13 protein-coding genes and 1 tRNA gene are annotated in these 18,975 nt (G+C 49.1%); 13 read left to right on the top strand and 1 reads right to left on the bottom strand.

Going from position 1 to position 18,975, the window contains the following annotated elements:
- Positions 1 to 63 precede the first annotated feature (63 nt).
- The 4 genes from C5O22_RS03750 (at position 64) to C5O22_RS03735 (ending at position 5,202) form a co-directional block, all read left to right on the top strand.
- Positions 64 to 137: transfer RNA gene (locus C5O22_RS03750), tRNA-Arg, on the top strand.
- Positions 138 to 294: 157 nt separating this feature from the next.
- Complete coding sequence (locus C5O22_RS03745) at positions 295 to 2,127, top strand: DNA repair helicase XPB (RefSeq protein ID WP_132779856.1); 1,833 nt, start codon at positions 295 to 297, stop codon at positions 2,125 to 2,127.
- Complete coding sequence (locus tag C5O22_RS03740) at positions 2,120 to 4,393, top strand: helicase-associated domain-containing protein (protein ID WP_132779855.1); 2,274 nt, start codon at positions 2,120 to 2,122, stop codon at positions 4,391 to 4,393. Before C5O22_RS03745 ends, C5O22_RS03740 begins: the two co-directional genes overlap by 8 nt.
- 14 nt (positions 4,394 to 4,407) lie before the next feature.
- Complete coding sequence (locus C5O22_RS03735; protein ID WP_132779854.1) at positions 4,408 to 5,202, top strand: NYN domain-containing protein; 795 nt, start codon at positions 4,408 to 4,410, stop codon at positions 5,200 to 5,202.
- Positions 5,203 to 5,209: 7 nt separating this feature from the next.
- On the opposite strand, the gene C5O22_RS03730 is transcribed toward C5O22_RS03735, so the two are convergent.
- Positions 5,210 to 6,100, bottom strand: coding sequence for a 1-acyl-sn-glycerol-3-phosphate acyltransferase (locus C5O22_RS03730; protein WP_132779853.1), 891 nt, complete (start codon positions 6,098 to 6,100; stop codon positions 5,210 to 5,212).
- A 207-nt stretch (positions 6,101 to 6,307) separates the two neighbouring features.
- Between C5O22_RS03730 and C5O22_RS13725 the strand changes: the two genes are divergently transcribed.
- The 9 genes from C5O22_RS13725 to C5O22_RS03690 all read left to right on the top strand — a co-directional run bounded on the left by C5O22_RS13725 (position 6,308) and on the right by C5O22_RS03690 (position 18,912).
- Entirely contained in the window at positions 6,308 to 7,006 is a 699-nt protein-coding gene (locus C5O22_RS13725; protein ID WP_279432187.1) for a peptide ABC transporter substrate-binding protein, read from the top strand.
- Complete coding sequence (locus C5O22_RS13720; protein ID WP_279432186.1) at positions 7,003 to 7,884, top strand: peptide ABC transporter substrate-binding protein; 882 nt, start codon at positions 7,003 to 7,005, stop codon at positions 7,882 to 7,884. The genes C5O22_RS13725 and C5O22_RS13720 overlap by 4 nt, the downstream gene beginning before the upstream one ends.
- 178 nt (positions 7,885 to 8,062) lie before the next feature.
- Positions 8,063 to 8,992, top strand: a complete 930-nt coding sequence (gene oppB / locus C5O22_RS03720) for an oligopeptide ABC transporter permease OppB (RefSeq protein WP_132779852.1) — start codon at positions 8,063 to 8,065, stop codon at positions 8,990 to 8,992.
- A gap of 32 nt (positions 8,993 to 9,024) precedes the next feature.
- A complete protein-coding gene (locus C5O22_RS03715; RefSeq protein WP_165910400.1) occupies positions 9,025 to 10,080 on the top strand; it encodes an ABC transporter permease in 1,056 nt (351 codons plus the stop codon).
- Positions 10,081 to 10,099: 19 nt separating this feature from the next.
- Positions 10,100 to 11,086: an ABC transporter ATP-binding protein gene (locus C5O22_RS03710; protein ID WP_132779850.1), complete on the top strand. Its 987-nt coding sequence runs from the start codon at positions 10,100 to 10,102 to the stop codon at positions 11,084 to 11,086.
- Complete coding sequence (locus tag C5O22_RS03705; RefSeq protein WP_132779849.1) at positions 11,083 to 12,120, top strand: ABC transporter ATP-binding protein; 1,038 nt, start codon at positions 11,083 to 11,085, stop codon at positions 12,118 to 12,120. The genes C5O22_RS03710 and C5O22_RS03705 overlap by 4 nt, the downstream gene beginning before the upstream one ends.
- A gap of 454 nt (positions 12,121 to 12,574) precedes the next feature.
- Complete coding sequence (locus C5O22_RS03700) at positions 12,575 to 14,497, top strand: AMP-dependent synthetase/ligase (RefSeq protein WP_132779848.1); 1,923 nt, start codon at positions 12,575 to 12,577, stop codon at positions 14,495 to 14,497.
- 127 nt (positions 14,498 to 14,624) lie between these two features.
- A complete protein-coding gene (locus C5O22_RS03695) occupies positions 14,625 to 15,272 on the top strand; it encodes a response regulator (RefSeq protein WP_132779847.1) in 648 nt (215 codons plus the stop codon).
- Positions 15,273 to 15,321: 49 nt separating this feature from the next.
- Complete coding sequence (locus C5O22_RS03690; protein WP_165910389.1) at positions 15,322 to 18,912, top strand: two-component regulator propeller domain-containing protein; 3,591 nt, start codon at positions 15,322 to 15,324, stop codon at positions 18,910 to 18,912.
- The last annotated feature ends 63 nt before the right edge of the window (positions 18,913 to 18,975 follow it).

Here is an 18,975-nt window from a genome sequence, read left to right as displayed (position 1 = left end):
CAAGGGTAGAGCAGAGGGTCTCATTGACAGCGTAACTCATTGCGGGGTATAACACTCCTGTCTGATCCGGTAGCTCAGTAGGATAGAGCAGCTGCCTCCTAAGCAGCAGGTCGGCCGTTCGAATCGGCTCCGGGTCAGTTTTTTCGTTTTGTCTGGTCTCCCTCCCCTTGGGGTAAAAGATAGAAACAAGGTAATCTGTGTTGGTGCAGAATCATCGTGCAGAATGGGGCCATCAATCTAAAAAATCCTCCCATACGTTGCATCGCTTTCTTCTCCCTGATACAATAACCTGTTATGGCAGTGGACGGCGCAAATCCTCTTATTGTTCAAAGTGATGGGACCCTGCTCCTGGATGTGCATGCCGAAAGGGCTGAGGAAGCCCGGGCGGCGATCCTTCCCTTTGCGGAGCTTGAAAAATCCCCTGAGCATATTCATACCTATCGCATCACCCCCCTTTCTTTATGGAATGGGGCAAGCGCCGGCCTTTCTGCGGAAGATGTGGTCACTACCCTGCAGCGCTATTCCCGCTATCCCCTTCCGCCCCAGAGTCTTTTCTTTTATCAGGACCTGATGGCCCGGTATGGGAAACTCCGTCTGCAAAAACCTGAGGATGCTTCATTCCCGCCCGATACGCTTCTCCTGACCTGTGCAGATAGGGCCATCTGGACGGAGCTTGCCGCCTCTCGAAGCCTGGCAAAATACCTTTCTCCCTTGCCGGAACGGCAGGCCTTCTCGTTATCGATGCTCCATCGGGGGGTGGTAAAACAGGAATGCATCCGCCTTCTCTGGCCCGTCTGTGATGAGGCTCCTCTTACCGAGGGGGCCCCGCTGGAGATTGCTTTACGGAATACAAGCCGGGAAGGAAAGCCCTTTGCGCCCCGGGAATACCAGCTTGAAGCCGCCCGGGCCGTTTTAGGGACGGGGGCCCCCGGCAGCGGCTATGGGGTGGTGGTGCTTCCCTGCGGTGCGGGGAAGACCATCGTGGGAATGGTGGTAATGGCCCAGCTTAAAACCAATACCCTTATTCTGACCACCAATGTGGCGGCGGTCCATCAGTGGATTGATGAACTGCTTGATAAGACAAGCCTGACAGAACAGGACATTGCCGAATATACGGGAGACGCAAAACAGGTAGCCCCCGTTACGGTGGCGACCTATCAGATTCTTACCTGGCGACCCCGGAAGGAAGAGGACTTTCCCCATTTTAGGATTTTTCGCCAGCGGCCCTGGGGCCTTATCATCTATGATGAGGTCCACCTGTTGCCTGCGCCGGTTTTTCGGGTCACGGCGGAGCTTCAGGCGGTGCGGCGACTGGGGCTTACGGCCACGTTGGTGCGAGAGGATGGCAACGAAGATAGCGTTTTTAGCCTGGTTGGTCCCAAACGCTACGATGTGCCCTGGAAGGACCTGGAACAACGGGGGTGGATTGCCGAGGCCCGGTGTATCGAAATTCGTATCGATTTGCCCGAAGACCTGCGGATTCCCTACGCCATTGCCCAGGGCCGGGCTAAGTATCGACTGGCCAGTGAAAATCCCTTAAAAATCCCCGCGGTGATGCAGTTGGTGGACAATCATCCAGAGGATTACATCCTTATAATTGGACAGTATATCAGTCAACTCGAAGCCCTCGCCCGGGCCCTGAAGGTGCCCCTTATCACGGGGCAGACCCCCAATAAGGAGCGAGAAGTTCTGTATGAGGCCTTTAAACGGGGGGAACGGCGAATCCTCGTGGTTTCTAAGGTGGCCAATTTTGCTATCGATTTGCCGGATGCTTCCGTGGCTATCCAGGTCTCCGGTTCCTTTGGTTCCCGACAGGAAGAGGCCCAACGGCTGGGGCGCATCCTGCGGCCCAAGCAACGGAACGCCTATTTTTACAGCCTTGTTTCTCGTTATACGGTGGAAGAAGAATATGCCGCTCATCGCCAGCAATTCTTAACAGAGCAGGGGTATCGTTATTCAATCCAGTACTGGTCCGAAGAAGAACTGACCTATCTGGGGACTCCAGGTTTTCAACCCATTCCGGGGCAGGGGCAAACAGAGCAAAAGCGCCGCACAAAGGGCGCCGAACTGAAGACGGGTACAGAATCCCCTGTTTCTGCGTCATCCCACGGGGTTTCTCATGGCTGAACAGGCTTCATGGAACTACTCGTTCCCTTCTGTAGAAAAATGGAAAGAGGCTCTCCTGGCGTTACCGGATGGGACCTTTTTGCAACTTATCCGGGCCTATCTGGGTCCCGTCAAAACCCCCTATAATAAGTCCCGGCTGGTGGAAGACCTTCAGAGTTTTTTAAGCCAGGATGAGGTACAACGGGCGGTAGAAATTTATCTGGATCCCTTTGATTGGCAGTGTGTGGCGGCGATTCTGTTCCTGGGTGAACCGGAGCTGGCCGATGTGCTCTACTTTTTTGAGGCCGAATATTCCCTGGGCATACTACACGAACGGCTCGTGAACCTGGAAGAACGGCTTATTGTGTTTCGATGTACCGATGAGGGGGGGGCGCGACTTGCGGTGAATCCCCTTTTTCGTTCGATTATAGAGAAGCGTCTGAGCCCGGCTCTGCTCTTTTCTTCCTCTGGGGATACACAAAAAATCCCTCCAGAGTCTGGTTCGGCCCCTCGGAATATTGGTTCTTTGCCGTCATCACGCTTCACTGCAAAAGAGGATTCCGCTGCCCAAGCGGTACGGGAAGGATTCGGCGGAAATGAACCTGGGTGTCCAGGCCCTGTTTTTGTTCCCTGGACGGATCTTACATTTGGGGCCCTCCTGGTGTTTCTGTGGCATGGGGAGGATCTCTTTAAAAAGGACGGAACCTTTACCAAAAAGGCCCTTGCGCAGGTAAGCCGGTTGTTTCCTCAGCGGGATGTAGCCCGGGAAATTCTTCCTATGATTGGGGCCTGCGAGGCCCTGGGGCTCCTTTCTCTGGAAGAGGGCGTTCTTTCCTGGAACGAGCCGGCCTTAGAAGAATTTGCTCGTCTTGAAAGCCCTCTCCGTTTAAGTTACCTCATCGTGGGACTGTGGCTCCGAAAGGAGGAAAAACCTTCTTTTTTTGAGCGCCGTCGTCGTTTTCACTATTTGCTTCAGGTACTCCTTTCGTTTTTAAAAGCCCTTTCAGAGAATCGAAATTATTCTTCCCGGGACCTCCGCAAGGTGCTCATTCTCGTAGAAAGGACGGTGCAACGAAGGGAGCGTCGCTGGGGCACAAACCCCCAGGAACCCCATCCTTTTTCCCGTCGTTCGGATTCATTGTGGGAGTACCTTGCCTGGTTTGGGTTTCTCTTGCCTGAAGGATCGGGGCAGTGGCGGCGGGTACACATGCTTTCTTCCTCAGAGGGGGAAAGAAAAATCCATGTTGAATCCGTCCAGAGCATCGTGGTGTTTCCTGGGATTACCTTCGCAGAATTCCTGAGTCTGGGGCGTTTCTGTCGCCTGGTGGGGATAGACCGGACATTCCATTTTGAACTTAACCGGGATGATGTGATACGGGCCTTTGATAGGGGCTGGAGCGCCACGGATATTAAAGAATTTCTGCGCCGCCTGTGCGACTATCCCATACCTGAAAACCTTTCGTATCTTCTGGATGAATGGGAGCGGCGCTATTACAGTGTGATGATTCATCAGGGGCCCGTGCTGGTTCTTGGAAAGGACCGGCAGTACCTGGCCGAAACAGAGCCGCTTAAATCGTATGTTTGGCGAGCCCTTGCGCCAGGGGTCTATCTTTTGAATGTGCGGGATCCTGCTCCGGTGCAGGGTGCCCTTAAAGCGGCGGGGGTAGATATTATCGCCCAGCCACCCCACCCTGAAAACGGTCCTGGTGGAGGCTTCCCGCTTTCTTCTATTAAGAAGATCCCCCAGGATAAAGAAAATGGCCCCCATTCTTCAAACAGGGGATGGCATTTTTTCCCCCTTCCCTCAACCGTGCCGGTAGTTCCCTTGGGGGAAGGGATGGGGGAGCCCCTGGTACAGGATGATACCAAAGACGAAGCGGCTCGCCTTCGTACAGGGTTGCAAGAAAAATTGGCCGAACTCTCCCTTGCCCCCGAGCAGGAAGAGGAATTTCGCAACCGGATAGAGCGCCGCATTATCCTTACCGAGGGCCAACTCATCCCCCAATCGGTTCGCTATGAACGGCTTGAGGCCCGGGGGCTTGACTATGTCGGTAAGGTCCGCCTGGTAGAACAGGCCCTTACCCATCATTCGTTATTGGAGGTACTCTGTCGGGGCCCCCATGGAGAGCCCCTTAAGTATGTAGGAGAGCCAAAAGCCTTAGAAAAAAAGCCCAGCGAGTTGTTTCTTGTTTTAAAAACCCATCCCCAGGGGGAGGAAAAATCTATCTCCCTGGGTAAAATAAGTTATATGCGAAGAATAAAGACATCACTTTTTGAGGAATCTTAAGAGGGGAGGCAGCTATGCCATTGTATCCATATCCTGGGCCGTCACAAAACGGCGGCCCCCATCAGGCTAAACTGGCGGTTCTTATCGATGCGGATAATACTCAGCCCGCCATTATTGAGGGGTTGTTGAATGAGGTGGCCAAGTATGGGGTGGCCAGCGTAAAGCGAATTTATGGGGATTGGACGAGTAATAACCTGCGTTCCTGGAAGGATAAACTCCTAGAGTATGCCATCCAGCCGATTCAACAGTTTTCGTATACCACCGGTAAGAATGCCACCGACAGCGCCATGATTATTGACGCCATGGACCTTTTGTATACCGAAAAGCTGGACGGGTTTTGCATCGTGTCCAGTGATTCGGATTTTACCCGTTTAGCGGCCCGCATTCGGGAAAGTGGGCTTATTGTCTATGGCTTTGGGGAAAAGAAGACCCCCAAGGCCTTTGTTGCAGCCTGTGACAAGTTTATTTATACGGAAATCCTTAAGGAACAGCAAGAAGAAGAGGATGAACTGGAATCGAAGCCAGCCCCAAAGCCAGGGCGAGATATAAAGGGTGATCGCCGTCTTATCTCGTTGCTCCGGAATGCGGTGGAAGACCTGGCGGATGAATCGGGCTGGGCCTATCTGGGGTCGGTGGGACAGAGTATCACCAATCGGTCCAGTGAATTTGACCCCCGCAACTATGGCTTTAAGAAACTGGGAGATCTGTTCCGGGCCCTTCCTCAATTTGAAATTGATGAACGACCCCAGGAAAATGGGCCGGGCCGCCAGGTGTACATCCGCTGGAAACGGCGAACGGACAAACGGTAGGGGCTTTTTATATTTGGTCTTCCCGGCGGGGGCGGGTCTTTTCTGCTTCCTGGTGCATCTGTTCAAGCATGTCCATGATCGCATCCACGGTGGCCTGCTTTTTGTCGGCCCCGTGCACTAGTTCTGCTTTGTGCTGGGCCTGTTCTCGAAAATCGTGGCATCGGATGACCGGTCCCGCGGTAATTTTCACCACATCCTGGCACACCAGGTCTTCGGCCATGTCCCCCGGTTGAATACGGAGTACATTCCCGTTAATGGCGATGGGGCAAAAATAATCGAAGGATTTGATGTAGGAGTCAATTTCCCGGACCCCCCGCTTGCTTTCTGGATCCCAGGGGCGATAGCGGGTTCCTGCGGGAAAAACGAGAATCAATTTTCCTTCCTTTTTTACTTTGTTTAATGTTTTCATCGCTGCCCGGTTAATGGCATTGCTTCGGGCAATTTCTTCCCGGTCCTTTTCGGGGTCAAGCCCTGCTAAAGAGCGACTCGGATAAATCACGATTCGCGTGTAGGCTTCGGTAAAGGCAGTAACGATAGGGTTGGATTCGTTTAGTTTGAGCCCCGCAATTGCCACAATGGCGTCGGCAATTTCTGCGCCCCTTTCGCTGTTTTTCCTTAAGAGATAGCTTATGACGGGTAAATCAAAATTACTGTAATGTTCTACCAAAAGAAGACAGGACGCTCCTTCCTTGGCCTTTTGGAGCAGTTCTTCTAGGTGTTCAAACCCATCTATTCCTGATTCGGGAAGTACCAGTTCATCCAAGATTCCATCTATATAGGGTAATAGCTCTTTATTTGCAATTTGATACACATTGTGTTCCGTAACCACTAATTGAAGATGGGCTTTTCCCACCATTTCCATGATTCGATTCCGATAGACATGACTGATTGGTTTCATAAAACCATAGTATAACGGCGAGTAAGAATCTCTGTCAATTGCGACAAACTATATATAAATGTCATTTATATACAAAAAAGTGTATATTTTTACAAAATAGACGCCTAAAATAGTTGCCTAAATAGGGGGAGCGGTGTATATATATTGAGTCATAGTAGAAGGGGGCTATTCTGGCCTCTTCTAGATTGTTTCAAGGAGGAAGCGGGTATGAAAAGATCGATTTTCTTTGGTGCCCTCGGTGTATTGGCATTGGCCCTTGTGGTAACCGCCTGTGGTCCAACTGCCGATAAGGCTGAATTTATCGTGAATAATGCGGCGGAGCCACAAACGCTTGATCCCTCTCTTATTCAGGGGGTTCCCGAGCATCGGATATACATGGCTCTCTTTGAAGGGCTTACTATTTATGATCCTAAAACATCAAAGGCTATTCCCGGTATTGCCGAATCCTGGACGATAAGCGAGGACGGAACGGTTGTAACCTTTAAGCTTCGTAAGAGTCAGTGGTCCGATGGAACTCCCCTTACGGCAAAGCATTTTGTCGATGGATGGATTCGGACGCTTAAGCCTGAAACGGCGGCAGAATATGCTTATATGATGTATATCATAAAGGGAGCGGAAGAATTTAACCAGGGTAAAACCACTGATCCTGCTACGGTGGGGGTAAAGGCCCTGGATGATTATACCCTGCAGGTAACCCTTGTGGGCCCTGCCGCGTATTTTGTAGATATGACGCCCCATTATGTGTTTTCTCCCCTGCCCATGCATGTGATTGAAAAGTATGGTGATCAGTGGGTAAAACCGGGAAACTTTGTGGGTAATGGTCCCTTTGTGCTTAAGGAATGGAAGCCCCAGGATTACATCTTTGTGGTAAAAAATCCTAAATATTGGGATATGCCAAGAATGTGAAGCTCAATTCGCTTAAGATCGTGGCTGTGACGGACGAAAAAACATCCTATAATATGTTCCTGAAGGGAGAAATCGACTGGGATACTCAGATTCCCACGGATCTGATTGATGAAGTAAAGCTTCAGCCCTACTATCAGGTAAATCCGCAGCTTGCCACGTATTATTACTGCTTTAACAATCAACGGGCCCCCTTCAATAACCCCCTCGTACGAAAGGCCCTTGCAGCAGCGGTAGATAAAAAAGCCCTGGTAGAAAAAGTTACTAAGGGAGGCCAGATCCCCACCGATGCCTTTACGCCTGCCATGCCTGGTTTTACTCCTCAGCCAGGGGTTGGTTACGATGTGGCGAAGGCAAAGGAATATCTTGCTCAGGCGGGATATCCAGATGGAAAGGGATTCCCTGTATTTACCATCCTGTATAACACTAACGAAGGACACAAGAAGATTGCCGAGTTTATCCAGGAACAGTGGAAAAATAACCTCGGGATTACCTGCAATCTTAAGAATGAAGAGTGGAAAACCTTCCTGGACACTCGTTCTAATTCTCATAACTTCGACGTAGCTCGCCATGGATGGGTGGCAGACTATATGGATCCCTCTAACTTCCTGGAACTCTTTATCACCGGTGGCGGTAATAACGATGGGCTTTACTCTAATCCACGATTTGACGAACTGGTAAAGAAAGCCGCTACCATGCCTGAGGGAGCAGAACGGAACAATGTTCTTATGGAAGCGGAAAAAATCTTTGCCGAAGACCAGGCTATGCTGCCTCTCTATTGGTATACCGATCTCGATCTTATCGATCTCTCTAAGTGGGATGGATGGTATGGGAATCCCCTTGGAGTTCATCACTGGAAATATATTTCCCGCAAGAAATAAGATTAAGAATGAATAAAATAATAGGGCTCTGTTAGAGGGACCCAACCAAAGGGGGCAACAGCCCCCTTTGTTATTTCTTTGATAGACCCTCTTGCTGTGAAAAAATCATCTCCGAGAAAAAAGATTTTTCAGAGCAAGTGGGTTTATAGAACCCGGTAACTTTATTGTGGAGGAAAGGATGCTTCGTTTTATCATCCGAAGGTTGCTGAGTATTATCCCAACGATGTTTGTTATCGTTACCCTCAGCTTTTTTCTTATCCGCTTTGCTCCAGGGGGACCCTTTTCTTCGGAAAAGAAGATCCCTGAGCAGGTGTTACAGAATATCCTAAAAAAATATCATATGGATTGGCCCCTTTATAAACAGTATGGTTATTATTTGTATGACCTTTTGCATGGTGATTTAGGACCTTCGTTTCGATACCAAGATCAGACGGTAAACGAACTGATTGCAGCCACCATGCCCGTTTCTATTACGTTGGGAACCCTTTCTTTGGGCTTGGCCGTGATTCTGGGGCTCCTTGCGGGGATCATCTCTGCCCTCAGGCAAAATCGTCTTTCTGATTACATCGCCATGTCCTTTGCAGTGATTGGTATCACGGTTCCCCTTTTTGTGATTGGTCCGGTTCTGCAACTGGTTTTTGCCATGCAATTAAATTGGCTTCCCGCTTCAGGCTGGCTTAATACTCGGGCAGGTTGGAAAACCCTAATTCTTCCTATGATCACCCTCGCATTCCCTTACTTTGCCTATATTGCCCGGCTTTCCCGTGGATCTATCCTCGAAGTGCTCCGTTCTGATTATATCCGTACGGCCAGAGCAAAGGGCCTCGCCGAGCCAGTAGTGATTTTTAAACACGTGCTTAAAGGCGCGTTGCTCCCCGTGGTTTCTTATCTGGGACCGGCCTTCTCGGGGATCATTACAGGGTCTGTAGTGGTGGAACAGGTCTTTAAGGTCCCCGGCGTGGGACAAATATTTATTCAATCGGCCCTTAATCGGGATTATACCCTTATCATGGGAGATATCATTATATATTCCCTTATTCTGGTGATTATGAACTTTGTAGTGGATATCGTATATGGCCTTCTGGATCCCCGGATAGCCTACAAATAGGAGTTACTGCGGTGGCGAACAAAAATTCTCATGTGGTCAATGAATTTAATCAACAGGTAAAACCCGTTTCCCTGTGGTACGATGCCTGGAAGCGACTACAAAAAAATCGTTTAGCCCTATTAGGGCTATATGTGGTGCTTTTATATCTCTTTATATCCCTTTTTGCACCAATCCTTCCGTTGTATGGCCCCAATGATCAAAATTTGTTGCATGCCAATTTACCCCCTTCTTTTTCCCCCGCTGGGGAACTGGCCCTTAAGAAAGTAGAGACTCGGATTCAACAACTGGAAACAGTTTTACAGCGTCAAGATCGGGAGGATCTTAAAAAAGAACTAGAATATCAAAAGACAGAACTCCAATTGTTGCGAGAAACGGTAGCTCATGATCCTGTGCATAAGCGGGTGTATATTTTAGGAACCGATTACTTGGGCCGCGATATGCTTGCCCGTATTATTTACGGCGGACGGATCTCGATCGGGATCGGTATTGTGGGAACCATTACGGCGGTACTTATTGGTATTGTGATTGGAGCAATTTCTGGATATGCCGGCGGCTGGGTCGATAATCTCCTTATGCGTTTTGTGGATGTTCTCTATGGGCTTCCGTATATGCTTATTGTCATTATTTTAATGTCCCTGGTTAAGGACAATGAGAATTCCATTTTTATTCTCTTTATTGCTATTGCAATGGTTTCATGGCTTACCATCGCCCGGGTGGTACGGGGGCAAATTATCAGTTTAAAGAATTCCGAATTTGTGGAAGCCGCCCGTTCTATGGGGGCAAGCCAGGGGCGGATCATCTTCAGGCACCTGTTACCGAATACCTTGGGGGTCATTATTATCTTTGCTACCCTTCAGATGCCCAGTTTTATCATGAATGAGTCCTTCCTTTCTTTCCTGGGGCTTGGTGTTTCTGCTCCGGCGGCTTCCTGGGGAACCCTCGTAGCCGATGGCGTAAAAGGCATGGAACTGTATCCGTGGCGACTTTTGTTCCCTGCTATTGCGATGACCATATTTCTTTTTGCGATGAACTTTTTGGGTGATGGACTTAGAGACGCCCTGGATCCCCAGAGCAAGAACCGGACCTGAAGTTCGATGGAGACATACGATGACCGATGAAGTAATACTACAGGTAAAGGACTTAAAAACCTATTTTTATGTGGATGAAGGTATAGTAAAGGCCGTTGATGGGGTTTCTTTTAATCTGCGGCAGGGAGAAACTATTGGTTTGGTGGGAGAGTCTGGTTCGGGCAAAAGCGTGACCAATCTTTCTATCATGAATTTGGTGCCCTTCCCCCCGGGGAAAATTATGGGGGGAGAGGTTTTGTATCGGGGGCAGGATCTCTTGAAAATGAGTCCCCGGGAAATTCGAAAAATCCGGGGCAATAAGATTTCTATGATTTTCCAGGACCCCATGACAAGCTTAAATCCCTTCTTAAAAATTTCTACCCAGATGGTAGAAACCTTACGGTTGCACCAGGGGCTCTCAAAAAAAGATGCCCTGGATAAGGCTATCGAGATGTTGAAGCTTGCGGGGATCCCTTCGCCAGAAAAACGGATTGATAACTATCCCCACCAGTTTTCGGGAGGGATGCGGCAGCGGGTAATGATAGCCATGGCTCTTTCCTGTAATCCCGATATTCTTATCGCCGATGAGCCTACCAGCGCCCTGGATGTGACTATCCAGGCCCAAATCCTCGACTTAATTCGGGAGTTAACGAGCCGTTTAGGAACGGCGGTTATCATGATTACCCATTCGTTGGGCGTGGTGGCAGGTCTTTGCGATACCGTATGTGTTATGTACGCAGGGCGTATTGTGGAACAGGGCCCGGTGGATGAGATTTTTGCTAATCCTAAACACCCGTATACCCAAGGCCTGATTCGCTCGGTCCCACGGCTTGATACGGTGGCTCATGAACGACTCCAATCTATTCAGGGACAACCCCCTAACGTCATAGACTTGCCGGAATGTTGCCCCTTCTATCCCCGGTGTGAGTTTGCAATGGAACAATGCAAGGTAAAATATCCACCGGCTGTCTCAGTAGGAACAGAGCATACGGCGTCGTGCTGGCTATATGAGGAGAATCGAGCATGAATCACGGTACAACCATACTAGAAGTACGGGACTTAAAGCTCCACTTTCCAACCGGAGGGGGGCCCTTTAGTTCTCATAAGGGGTTTATCCGGGCGGTGGATGGAATTAGTTTTTCAGTAAAAAAAGGGGAGACCCTTGGCCTGGTAGGTGAATCGGGGTGTGGGAAGTCCACAACAGCCCGAGCGGTGGCCCAGCTGTATCGTCCTACGGCGGGACAGGTAATCTTTCATGGCCAGGATCTCACAAAACTTTCTGCCAAGGGGCTTCTTAAGGCCCGCAAGAATATGCAGATGGTTTTTCAGGACCCCTATGCATCGTTGAATCCCCGCATGACCAGCGGGGAGATTATCATGGAGCCCCTGAGGATTTATCAGAATCGGGGCCTTATTTCCATGACAAAGCAGGAAATGGTTGAACGGGTGGAATTCCTTATGGAGAAGGTGGGACTTTCTCGTTTCTTCAGGAATCGCTATCCCCATGAGTTTTCTGGTGGACAACGGCAGCGGATAGGGATTGCCCGGGCGTTGGCCCTGAATCCGGATCTTATTCTCGCGGACGAACCGGTTTCTGCTCTGGATGTGTCGATTCAGGCCCAAATTCTCAACCTGTTTAAAGATCTCCAGCAAGAATTGGGACTTACCTATCTTTTTATTGCCCATGACCTCGCGGTGGTTCGCTATATTTCTCACCGGATTGCGGTAATGTATCTGGGGGTAATTGTAGAACTTGCGGATAGCAGGGCCCTTTTTGAAAAACCCCTTCATCCTTATACTCAGGCTCTCCTTTCAGCGGCTCCTGTGCCAGACCCGCAGGTGGAACGAAAACGAAAGCGAATTCTGTTATCAGGGGATGTGCCTTCTCCGGATAAAGAACGGTTTGGGTGTTATTTTTATGATCGCTGTCCCCGTCGCATGGAAAAGTGCCGGAATGCTATTCCCCAGTTAGTATCCGTAGACGAACACCACCAGGTGGCCTGTTTCTTGTATCATGATGCGGTTGTAAGAAAAGATGAGCATAATATAACAAAAAAATGAAAAACGTTGAAAATTTTTCTGTTTTATGTGCTTGACCTTTTTCCTAAAAGTTGCTATCTTATAGCCAGTTCCTGGCGATGCGTGATGGCACCAGGTTGTACATCTAGTCGCTTCTAGCGACCGATCGAATCCCCGCACCATATTCGATCGTCCATGGCGCAGCCAGGCGTGGCCTTCCGGGTTTTCTCACCTCCTTTTCCCGGAAGGCTTTTTTTGTTTTTTGCGATGATCCCCTTAGCGAGCCCTTTTTCATGTGATGAACTGGAAAAACAGAAGGGGCAAATTTTGACTATAGCAGTAAAATTTATAGCTTAATCCGCACCATTCAAGATTGACAAATTCACAATATATGTTACATTTAACTGAAATATGGTGGTAAGCCCTGAAAACTGAGTGTGCTGCATCCCGTATCTTTGGGCTCACTCCATAGAACTTTTCTTTTAAGGAGCCTCGTATGAGCCTTCAGTTAGAGCGAACCCTGCCCCTCATGTTTAAAGCTCGGGCAGAAAAGATGCCCCAGATTGTTGCCCAGTATGCTAAAGATGAAAAGGGGGTGTTTCAACCTAAAACCTATGCGGAGATGTATGAAGAGGTCTGTGAGATTGCCAGTGGCCTCCTCGAAATAGGGGTTCAACGGGGGGATCATGTAGGACTCATTTCGGATAACCGGCAGGAATGGCTTGTTACCGATTTTGCCATTCTTTCTCTTGGTGCGGCCGACGTACCCCGGGGCTGCGATTCCACAGACGCTGAAATTGCCTATATCCTGAGTTTTTCCGATTGTAAGGTGAGTTTTGCGGAAAATCAAAAACAGGTGGAAAAGATCCTGGTGAAAAAGGAGGGAATTCCGCTCCTCACCATTCTTATCACCTATGATCGAGTTTCAGAAGAAACGATCCAGGCCGCCAAAACAAAGGGTGTTCGGTTATATCATTACAGTGAAATTCGTTCTATAGGAAAAGAGCGACGTAAAAATAAACCCGGTGAGATAGAAGCGGAAATGGAAAAGGGCCAGCGGGACGACCTGGCGACGATTATTTATACCTCTGGTACGACAGGAGAACCTAAGGGGGTCATGCTAAGTCATGGCAATTTCCTCCATCAATTACCAAGCCTTCCGCTCATTGTGGATCTTAGACCTGGGCAGGTGTGGCTATCGGTGTTACCGGTGTGGCACAGCTTTGAACGGATCATGCAGTACGTGGCCCCCTGTTTTAATACGGCCATTGCCTACTCAAAACCGGTGGGCTCCATCATGCTGGCCGATTTTCAAGCGGTACGCCCCCACTGGATGGCTAGTGTCCCTCGAATCTGGGAATCGGTGCGGGACGGTATCTATCGGAATATTAAGCAGCAAGGGGGTATTAAAAAGCATCTCTTTGATTTCTTTGTGGCTGTGGGCACTGCCCACGCCTATATGCGGAACCTTACCTTTGGATTACTCCCTAATTTCCATGGAAGGATTAGAGCCTTAGACACTCTTATCGGTGTTATCCCCTGGCTCCTTTTAACTCCTTTTAAAGCGCTGGGGAATGTCTTAGTTTTTAACAAGATAAAGGCCAAGTTGGGAGGGCGTTTCCAGGCGGGTATTTCAGGAGGTGGCGCCCTTCCGGCCCAGGTAGATAGTTTCTTTAGCGCCGTGGGGATTCTCCTGCTTGAAGGATATGGACTTACAGAAACGGCCCCGGTGGTGGCAGTTCGGCGGTCCAGCAAACCCCGTCCTGGCTGTGTGGGGCAGATCATTCTGGATACGGAAGTAAAAGTTGTAGATGAAGAAGGACGTAGCCTTCCCCCGGGACACAAGGGGCTTATCATGGTGCGGGGTGGTCAGGTTATGAAGGGCTACTATAAGAAACCCGAGGCCACCGCAAAGGTGCTTTCCCCTGATGGGTGGCTTAATACGGGTGACCTGGGGATGCTGACCTACGATAACGAAATTAAGATAACCGGTCGGGCAAAGGACACCATCGTTCTCCGGGGAGGAGAAAACGTAGAACCCGCCCCCATAGAAGAAAAACTGCGGGAAAGCCAATGGATTGCCCAGTGTATGGTGGTTGGGCAGGACCAAAGGTATCTGGCGGCCCTCATTGTTCCCAAACAGGATGCCATCATGGCTTTTGCGCAGGAAAACAATATTCCCATTGTGGATTACGAAACCCTCTTACAACAGCCAGAAATATACGAACTTGTGGCTAACGATGTGGCAGACCTGGTAAGCCCCCGGAATGGGTTTAAACCCTTTGAGCGGGTGTTTAAGTTCACTTTGCTTCCCAAACCCTTTGAGGTAGGGCGAGAACTATCCCATAAACAGGAACTGATGCGTCATAAGGTAGTAGAGCTCTATGCAAAAGAAATAGCTGCCATGTTTGAGTCCTGATTACCAGATTGTGCCAGGGGTGGCCCCTGGCACAAAAACGAAGAAAGGCCGTTTTCAAATATCTCAAAAATTTCTAAAATCTCTAATAAGTCTTGTTTTTTAGAGGAAGTATCATATAGTATAAGGTATGGTTGACGAGAGTAAACGGCCCCACGTCTTGATTGTCGATGATGTTGTAGACAATGTGCGCCTTATCCATCATGCATTAAAAGAAGAGCCCTATTCTTTTGGAATTGCCGCATCGGTAGAAGAGCTTTTTATGCACCTGGAAAAGCGTATCCCTACCCTTATTTTGTTAGATGTGATGCTCCCCGATGGGGATGGTTTTGAGGCCGCCCGAAGAATCCTGGAACGGGAAGAATGGCAGGATATCCCTATTCTGTTTATTACCGCCCGTTCTGAACAGGAGGATATTCTTCGAGGATTTCAGTCGGGAGGAGTAGACTATATCACTAAACCCTTTGATAATAATGAGGTCCGTGCCCGGGTCCGGACCCATATACGATTGCGGCAGGCAATCGAAAAAGAACGTCTCCTTAATCGGGAGCTACAGGCTGCTATTGCCCGTATCCGTAAGTTGGAGGGGATAATTCCTATTTGCTCCCATTGTAAGAAAATTCGGGATGATGCGGGATACTGGACCCAGGTGGAAAAATATATTTCTGAACATACGGGGGTTATGTTTTCTCATAGTCTTTGTCCGGAATGTGCCGCTAAATTCTTCCCCCAGGACGTGTTGACCGATGAACCAGTGGCTACAAATACAAAAGGGTAAGACGAAAAAAAGGCATGTTGGATTAATAGGATTACTTTTCTTCTTTCAGGTGCTATACCCTGCGCAAGGAGGGGATTTACTTTTTCAGCGGATTGGTCGTGAGCAGGGCCTTCCCCATGAAGGAATTTCGAGTATTGTCCAGGATTCTCGGGGCTTTTTATGGTTTGGAACGAAAAATGGTCTTGCTCGCTATGATGGATATCAGTTTTTGGTGTTTCAAAACGAACCCTTTGAGCTTAATTCTCTTCCTCATAATCAGATCCAGACCATGTACCTTGATAAAAAAGAGGATATTCTCTGGATAGGCACCTATAAAGGACTTGCGCGTTTTGATATTAAAAACCGGAAGTTTACTTCCTATGTACGGGATGCCACCCGAAAGGATAGTCTCCCTCATGATATTGTAACGGCGATTACCCGGGATTCTCTGGGACGTTTATGGGTTGGAACCCTTGGGGGCCTTGCGATTCTTGAAGAAACTACCGGTTCTTTTCGGCCTTACGGGGAAGAACTTCCCCATCCTTCCATCCGGGCAATACAGGAAGGCCCTGATCACAGCCTCTGGGTTGGTACCTATGGGGGGCTTTTGAGGATTTTCCCTGATGGCCGTAGCCGGGTGTATCGTAAAGGAAAGGCCCAGCAGGGAACGGCTATCCTGCCCGCCGACTCGGTGATGGTTATCCAATTTGATAAGAATGGAACCCTCTGGTTGGGTAACTGGGGTGGGGGGCTTCTTCGCTTTGATTACATACACGAAAAAGTAGAAGTCTACCCTTTCCCAAATAATCAAATTTATGTTTTGGAAGTTTCAGACCCGGAGAAAATATATGTGGGAAGTTGGGGTGGGGGCCTTTATGTATTTGATAAGGCAACTCATACATATCAAACCTATCTCCCCGATCCAGAAAATAAGTATAGTCTTTCCCATCCTGTAGTGTATTCCCTGTATCGGGATAACTCTGGGCTTCTGTGGGTAGGAACGAACGGGGGTGGTCTTAATAAAACGGATCCCCGCCGAATCCCCCTTGAGATATTTCAACACAACCCAAAAGATGGAGCCTCCCTTGCGGCGGGTACAGTTTCCGCCATTTGTGAAGACCGTCGGGGTACCCTGTGGGTTGGTACCTTGAATGGCGGGGTTTCCCGGCGAGATAAGGGGAAAGAGCTATTTATTCATTATACAGACAGGAGTGATGAACGCCACCGAATTACCCATAATATGGTTAACGCCATTGTGGAAGATTATAGTGGGGCCCTGTGGATTGGTACGAATGAGGGCCTTAACCGTATCGATCCCCTCTCAGGGCAGATTGAGCGCCTGGACTTCGTGATGGATCGGCAAACGAATCCGATTCAAGATCCTACGGTGTATGCCCTGTATGCGGATCCCAGGGGATATCTGTATGTAGGGTATTTTCGGGAAGGCTTAGAACGCTGGAACCTTAAGACAGGAGAACGACAACGGTATGTTCATGACCCGGAGAATCCCGCAAGTTTGAGTAACAATCTGGTGTATGTGATTTACGAAGATTCCCGGGGTCGTATCTGGGTGGGAACCGGCGGCGGCCTGAATCGTCTTAATCCAGAAAAGGGTGATTTTGTCCGGTATGTCCATAATCCACGGGATCCTACGTCGCTTCCCGCAGACCCTGTTCGGTGTATCCTGGAAGATTCCCGGGGGCGAATATGGGTGGGGACCGCCTTTGGGGGGCTTTCTCTTCTGGATGAAAAAAGCGGCACCTTTCGGACCATCTCTAAAAAAGAGGGACTCAGTGATAGCTCGGTCCTGGCAATACAAGAAGATAAAGAGGGATACCTCTGGCTTGCTACCGCCTATGGCCTTAACCTGTATCATCCGGATACGGGCTTCCTTGTTCATCTTGAAATGCTCGATGGACTCCAGGATATGGAGTTTAGCGCAGCCTCTTTTAAAAACAAAGAGGGAACCCTCTTTTTTGGAGGGCCCGGGGGGCTTAATGTTATTCGCGAATTTTCCTATCGGTGGGATAAGGGGAACTTCCCTATTCGGTTAACGAATGTAAAAGTTTTGGGGTCCCCCTATAGGATTTCCCAGGATTCTGCTTTCCTGGAAGAGATACTTCTTTCCCCCGAGGAAAATCTCATTGAATTGGAATTTGCAACCCTTCAGTATAATACCCCTGTGGATATCCGCTATCAGTATCGATTGGATGGTATAGATCCTGACTGGGTAGATGCGGGGAACCGGCGCTTTGCCCTGTACTCAAACCTTCGGGGAGGACGCTATCTGTTTCAGGTCCGGACCTCTATTGGTGGAGGAGAATGGAGTAAGGCTCTTCTTTCTATCCCTATTATTAAGACTCCTTATTTCTGGGAGACTCCGGCCGCATATATATTTTATGTGATAACCTTTTTGGGAATCCTGTTTTTAGTGGGGTGGTGGTCTGCCCAGTTCCAGCGAATTCGACTTCAAGAAGAAGAGCTTAAATCCCGTATCCAGTACGAGGAAGAATTAACAAAGGCAAAGGAATCGGCGGAAAAGGCCTATGCGGTAAAAAGCGAATTTATTGCCAATTTAAGCCACGAAATCCGAACCCCTATTAATGCCATTATTGGATATGCAAGAATTTTGGTGCAGGCCTTAAGAAATTCGAGCCAGCACGTTACGGCCATCGCGATAGAACGGGCAAGTATTCAACTGTTACTCCTTATTAACGATGCGCTGGAACTTTCCCGTCTTGAGGCAGGTAAGGATACGGTGGAAATAACCGAAGGGAATATAAAAAAGGTGGTCCAGGATGTAACAGAAATGTTTAGTCTTTCCCTGGAATCAAAGGGAGTTTCCTGTCTTGTGATGGTAGAACCATCGGTTCCTTCTCTGATATGGACGGATTTTAAAAAGCTCCGGCATATTCTTATTAATTTGCTAGGAAATGCGGTGAAATTTACCAATCGGGGCTCTATTAAAGTTCAGGTGAGTCGAGAGGCGGAACAATTAAAAATAATAGTAGAAGATACGGGCATAGGCATTGCCCCCGAACATCTCCCCCATATCTTTGAAGCCTTTTACCAGGACCCTTCTTCTTCTCAGAGTGGCAGGGGAACAGGGTTAGGGCTTACCATCGTGAAACGTTATTGTGAGCAACTGGGAGGAACGATTTCTGTCCAGAGTACCCCTGGGGCGGGATCCTGTTTTACCGTTTTAATACCCCTGGTAAAATCGAGCGAAGATGTTGTAGAGGGTTGGCCCGAGATCCTTTCCCTTTCTGCTCAATCGTCAGAAAGTTGGGAACTGGAAGCGGGAAAACTCAAGGGCGAACTGGGAGAAGGCCCCTATTCCCTTTTTATTGAGGAAATACGCTCCCTTTTATGGGACCCTCTACAGGGAATGAAGGGGGTGTTTGTTCTGGATGAATGGCAACGGTTCATTATTCAGGCCCAGGCCCTGGCAGAAAAATGGAAGACCCCCTCCTTTAAAGAATGGGTGCAGGCGCTCCAGGAAGCGCTGGATATTCTGGATCGTCCATTGCTTGAGCGAATTGCGGCGTCCCTTGAAACGCTCATCTCCTCCCATCCGGAGACAAATCCCTGTCCGGGAATAGACGGCGAGGAGCCATCCGCTCAGACAGGGGAAGGCTTAAAAAATAAGGGGACCCTTTGAAGGCCCCCCTTGGCTCGCAGAAGGCCCGAGGAGTAAGGGGCCCTTTTAGGGACACCCCTCGTA

Origin of the sequence: Treponema sp. J25 (genome assembly GCF_004343725.1) — a bacterium.
Taxonomy (GTDB): domain Bacteria; phylum Spirochaetota; class Spirochaetia; order Treponematales; family Breznakiellaceae; genus J25.
The sequence above is the reverse complement of the archived record's forward strand: the minus strand, read 5'-3'. Positions and strand labels throughout refer to the sequence as shown.

What these genes read in the sequence shown, in the direction of transcription:
- C5O22_RS13725 (WP_279432187.1), top strand. Translation starts at nt 6,308, where the DNA reads ATGAAAAGATCGATTTTCTTTGGTGCCCTCGGTGTATTGGCATTGGCC.
- oppB (WP_132779852.1), top strand. Translation starts at nt 8,063, where the DNA reads ATGCTTCGTTTTATCATCCGAAGGTTGCTGAGTATTATCCCAACGATG.
- C5O22_RS03700 (WP_132779848.1), top strand. Translation starts at nt 12,575, where the DNA reads ATGAGCCTTCAGTTAGAGCGAACCCTGCCCCTCATGTTTAAAGCTCGG.
- C5O22_RS03740 (WP_132779855.1), top strand. Translation starts at nt 2,120, where the DNA reads ATGGCTGAACAGGCTTCATGGAACTACTCGTTCCCTTCTGTAGAAAAA.
- C5O22_RS03735 (WP_132779854.1), top strand. Translation starts at nt 4,408, where the DNA reads ATGCCATTGTATCCATATCCTGGGCCGTCACAAAACGGCGGCCCCCAT.
- C5O22_RS03745 (WP_132779856.1), top strand. Translation starts at nt 295, where the DNA reads ATGGCAGTGGACGGCGCAAATCCTCTTATTGTTCAAAGTGATGGGACC.
- C5O22_RS03710 (WP_132779850.1), top strand. Translation starts at nt 10,100, where the DNA reads ATGACCGATGAAGTAATACTACAGGTAAAGGACTTAAAAACCTATTTT.
- C5O22_RS03695 (WP_132779847.1), top strand. Translation starts at nt 14,625, where the DNA reads ATGGTTGACGAGAGTAAACGGCCCCACGTCTTGATTGTCGATGATGTT.
- C5O22_RS03730 (WP_132779853.1), bottom strand. Translation starts at nt 6,100, where the DNA reads ATGAAACCAATCAGTCATGTCTATCGGAATCGAATCATGGAAATGGTG.
- C5O22_RS03705 (WP_132779849.1), top strand. Translation starts at nt 11,083, where the DNA reads ATGAATCACGGTACAACCATACTAGAAGTACGGGACTTAAAGCTCCAC.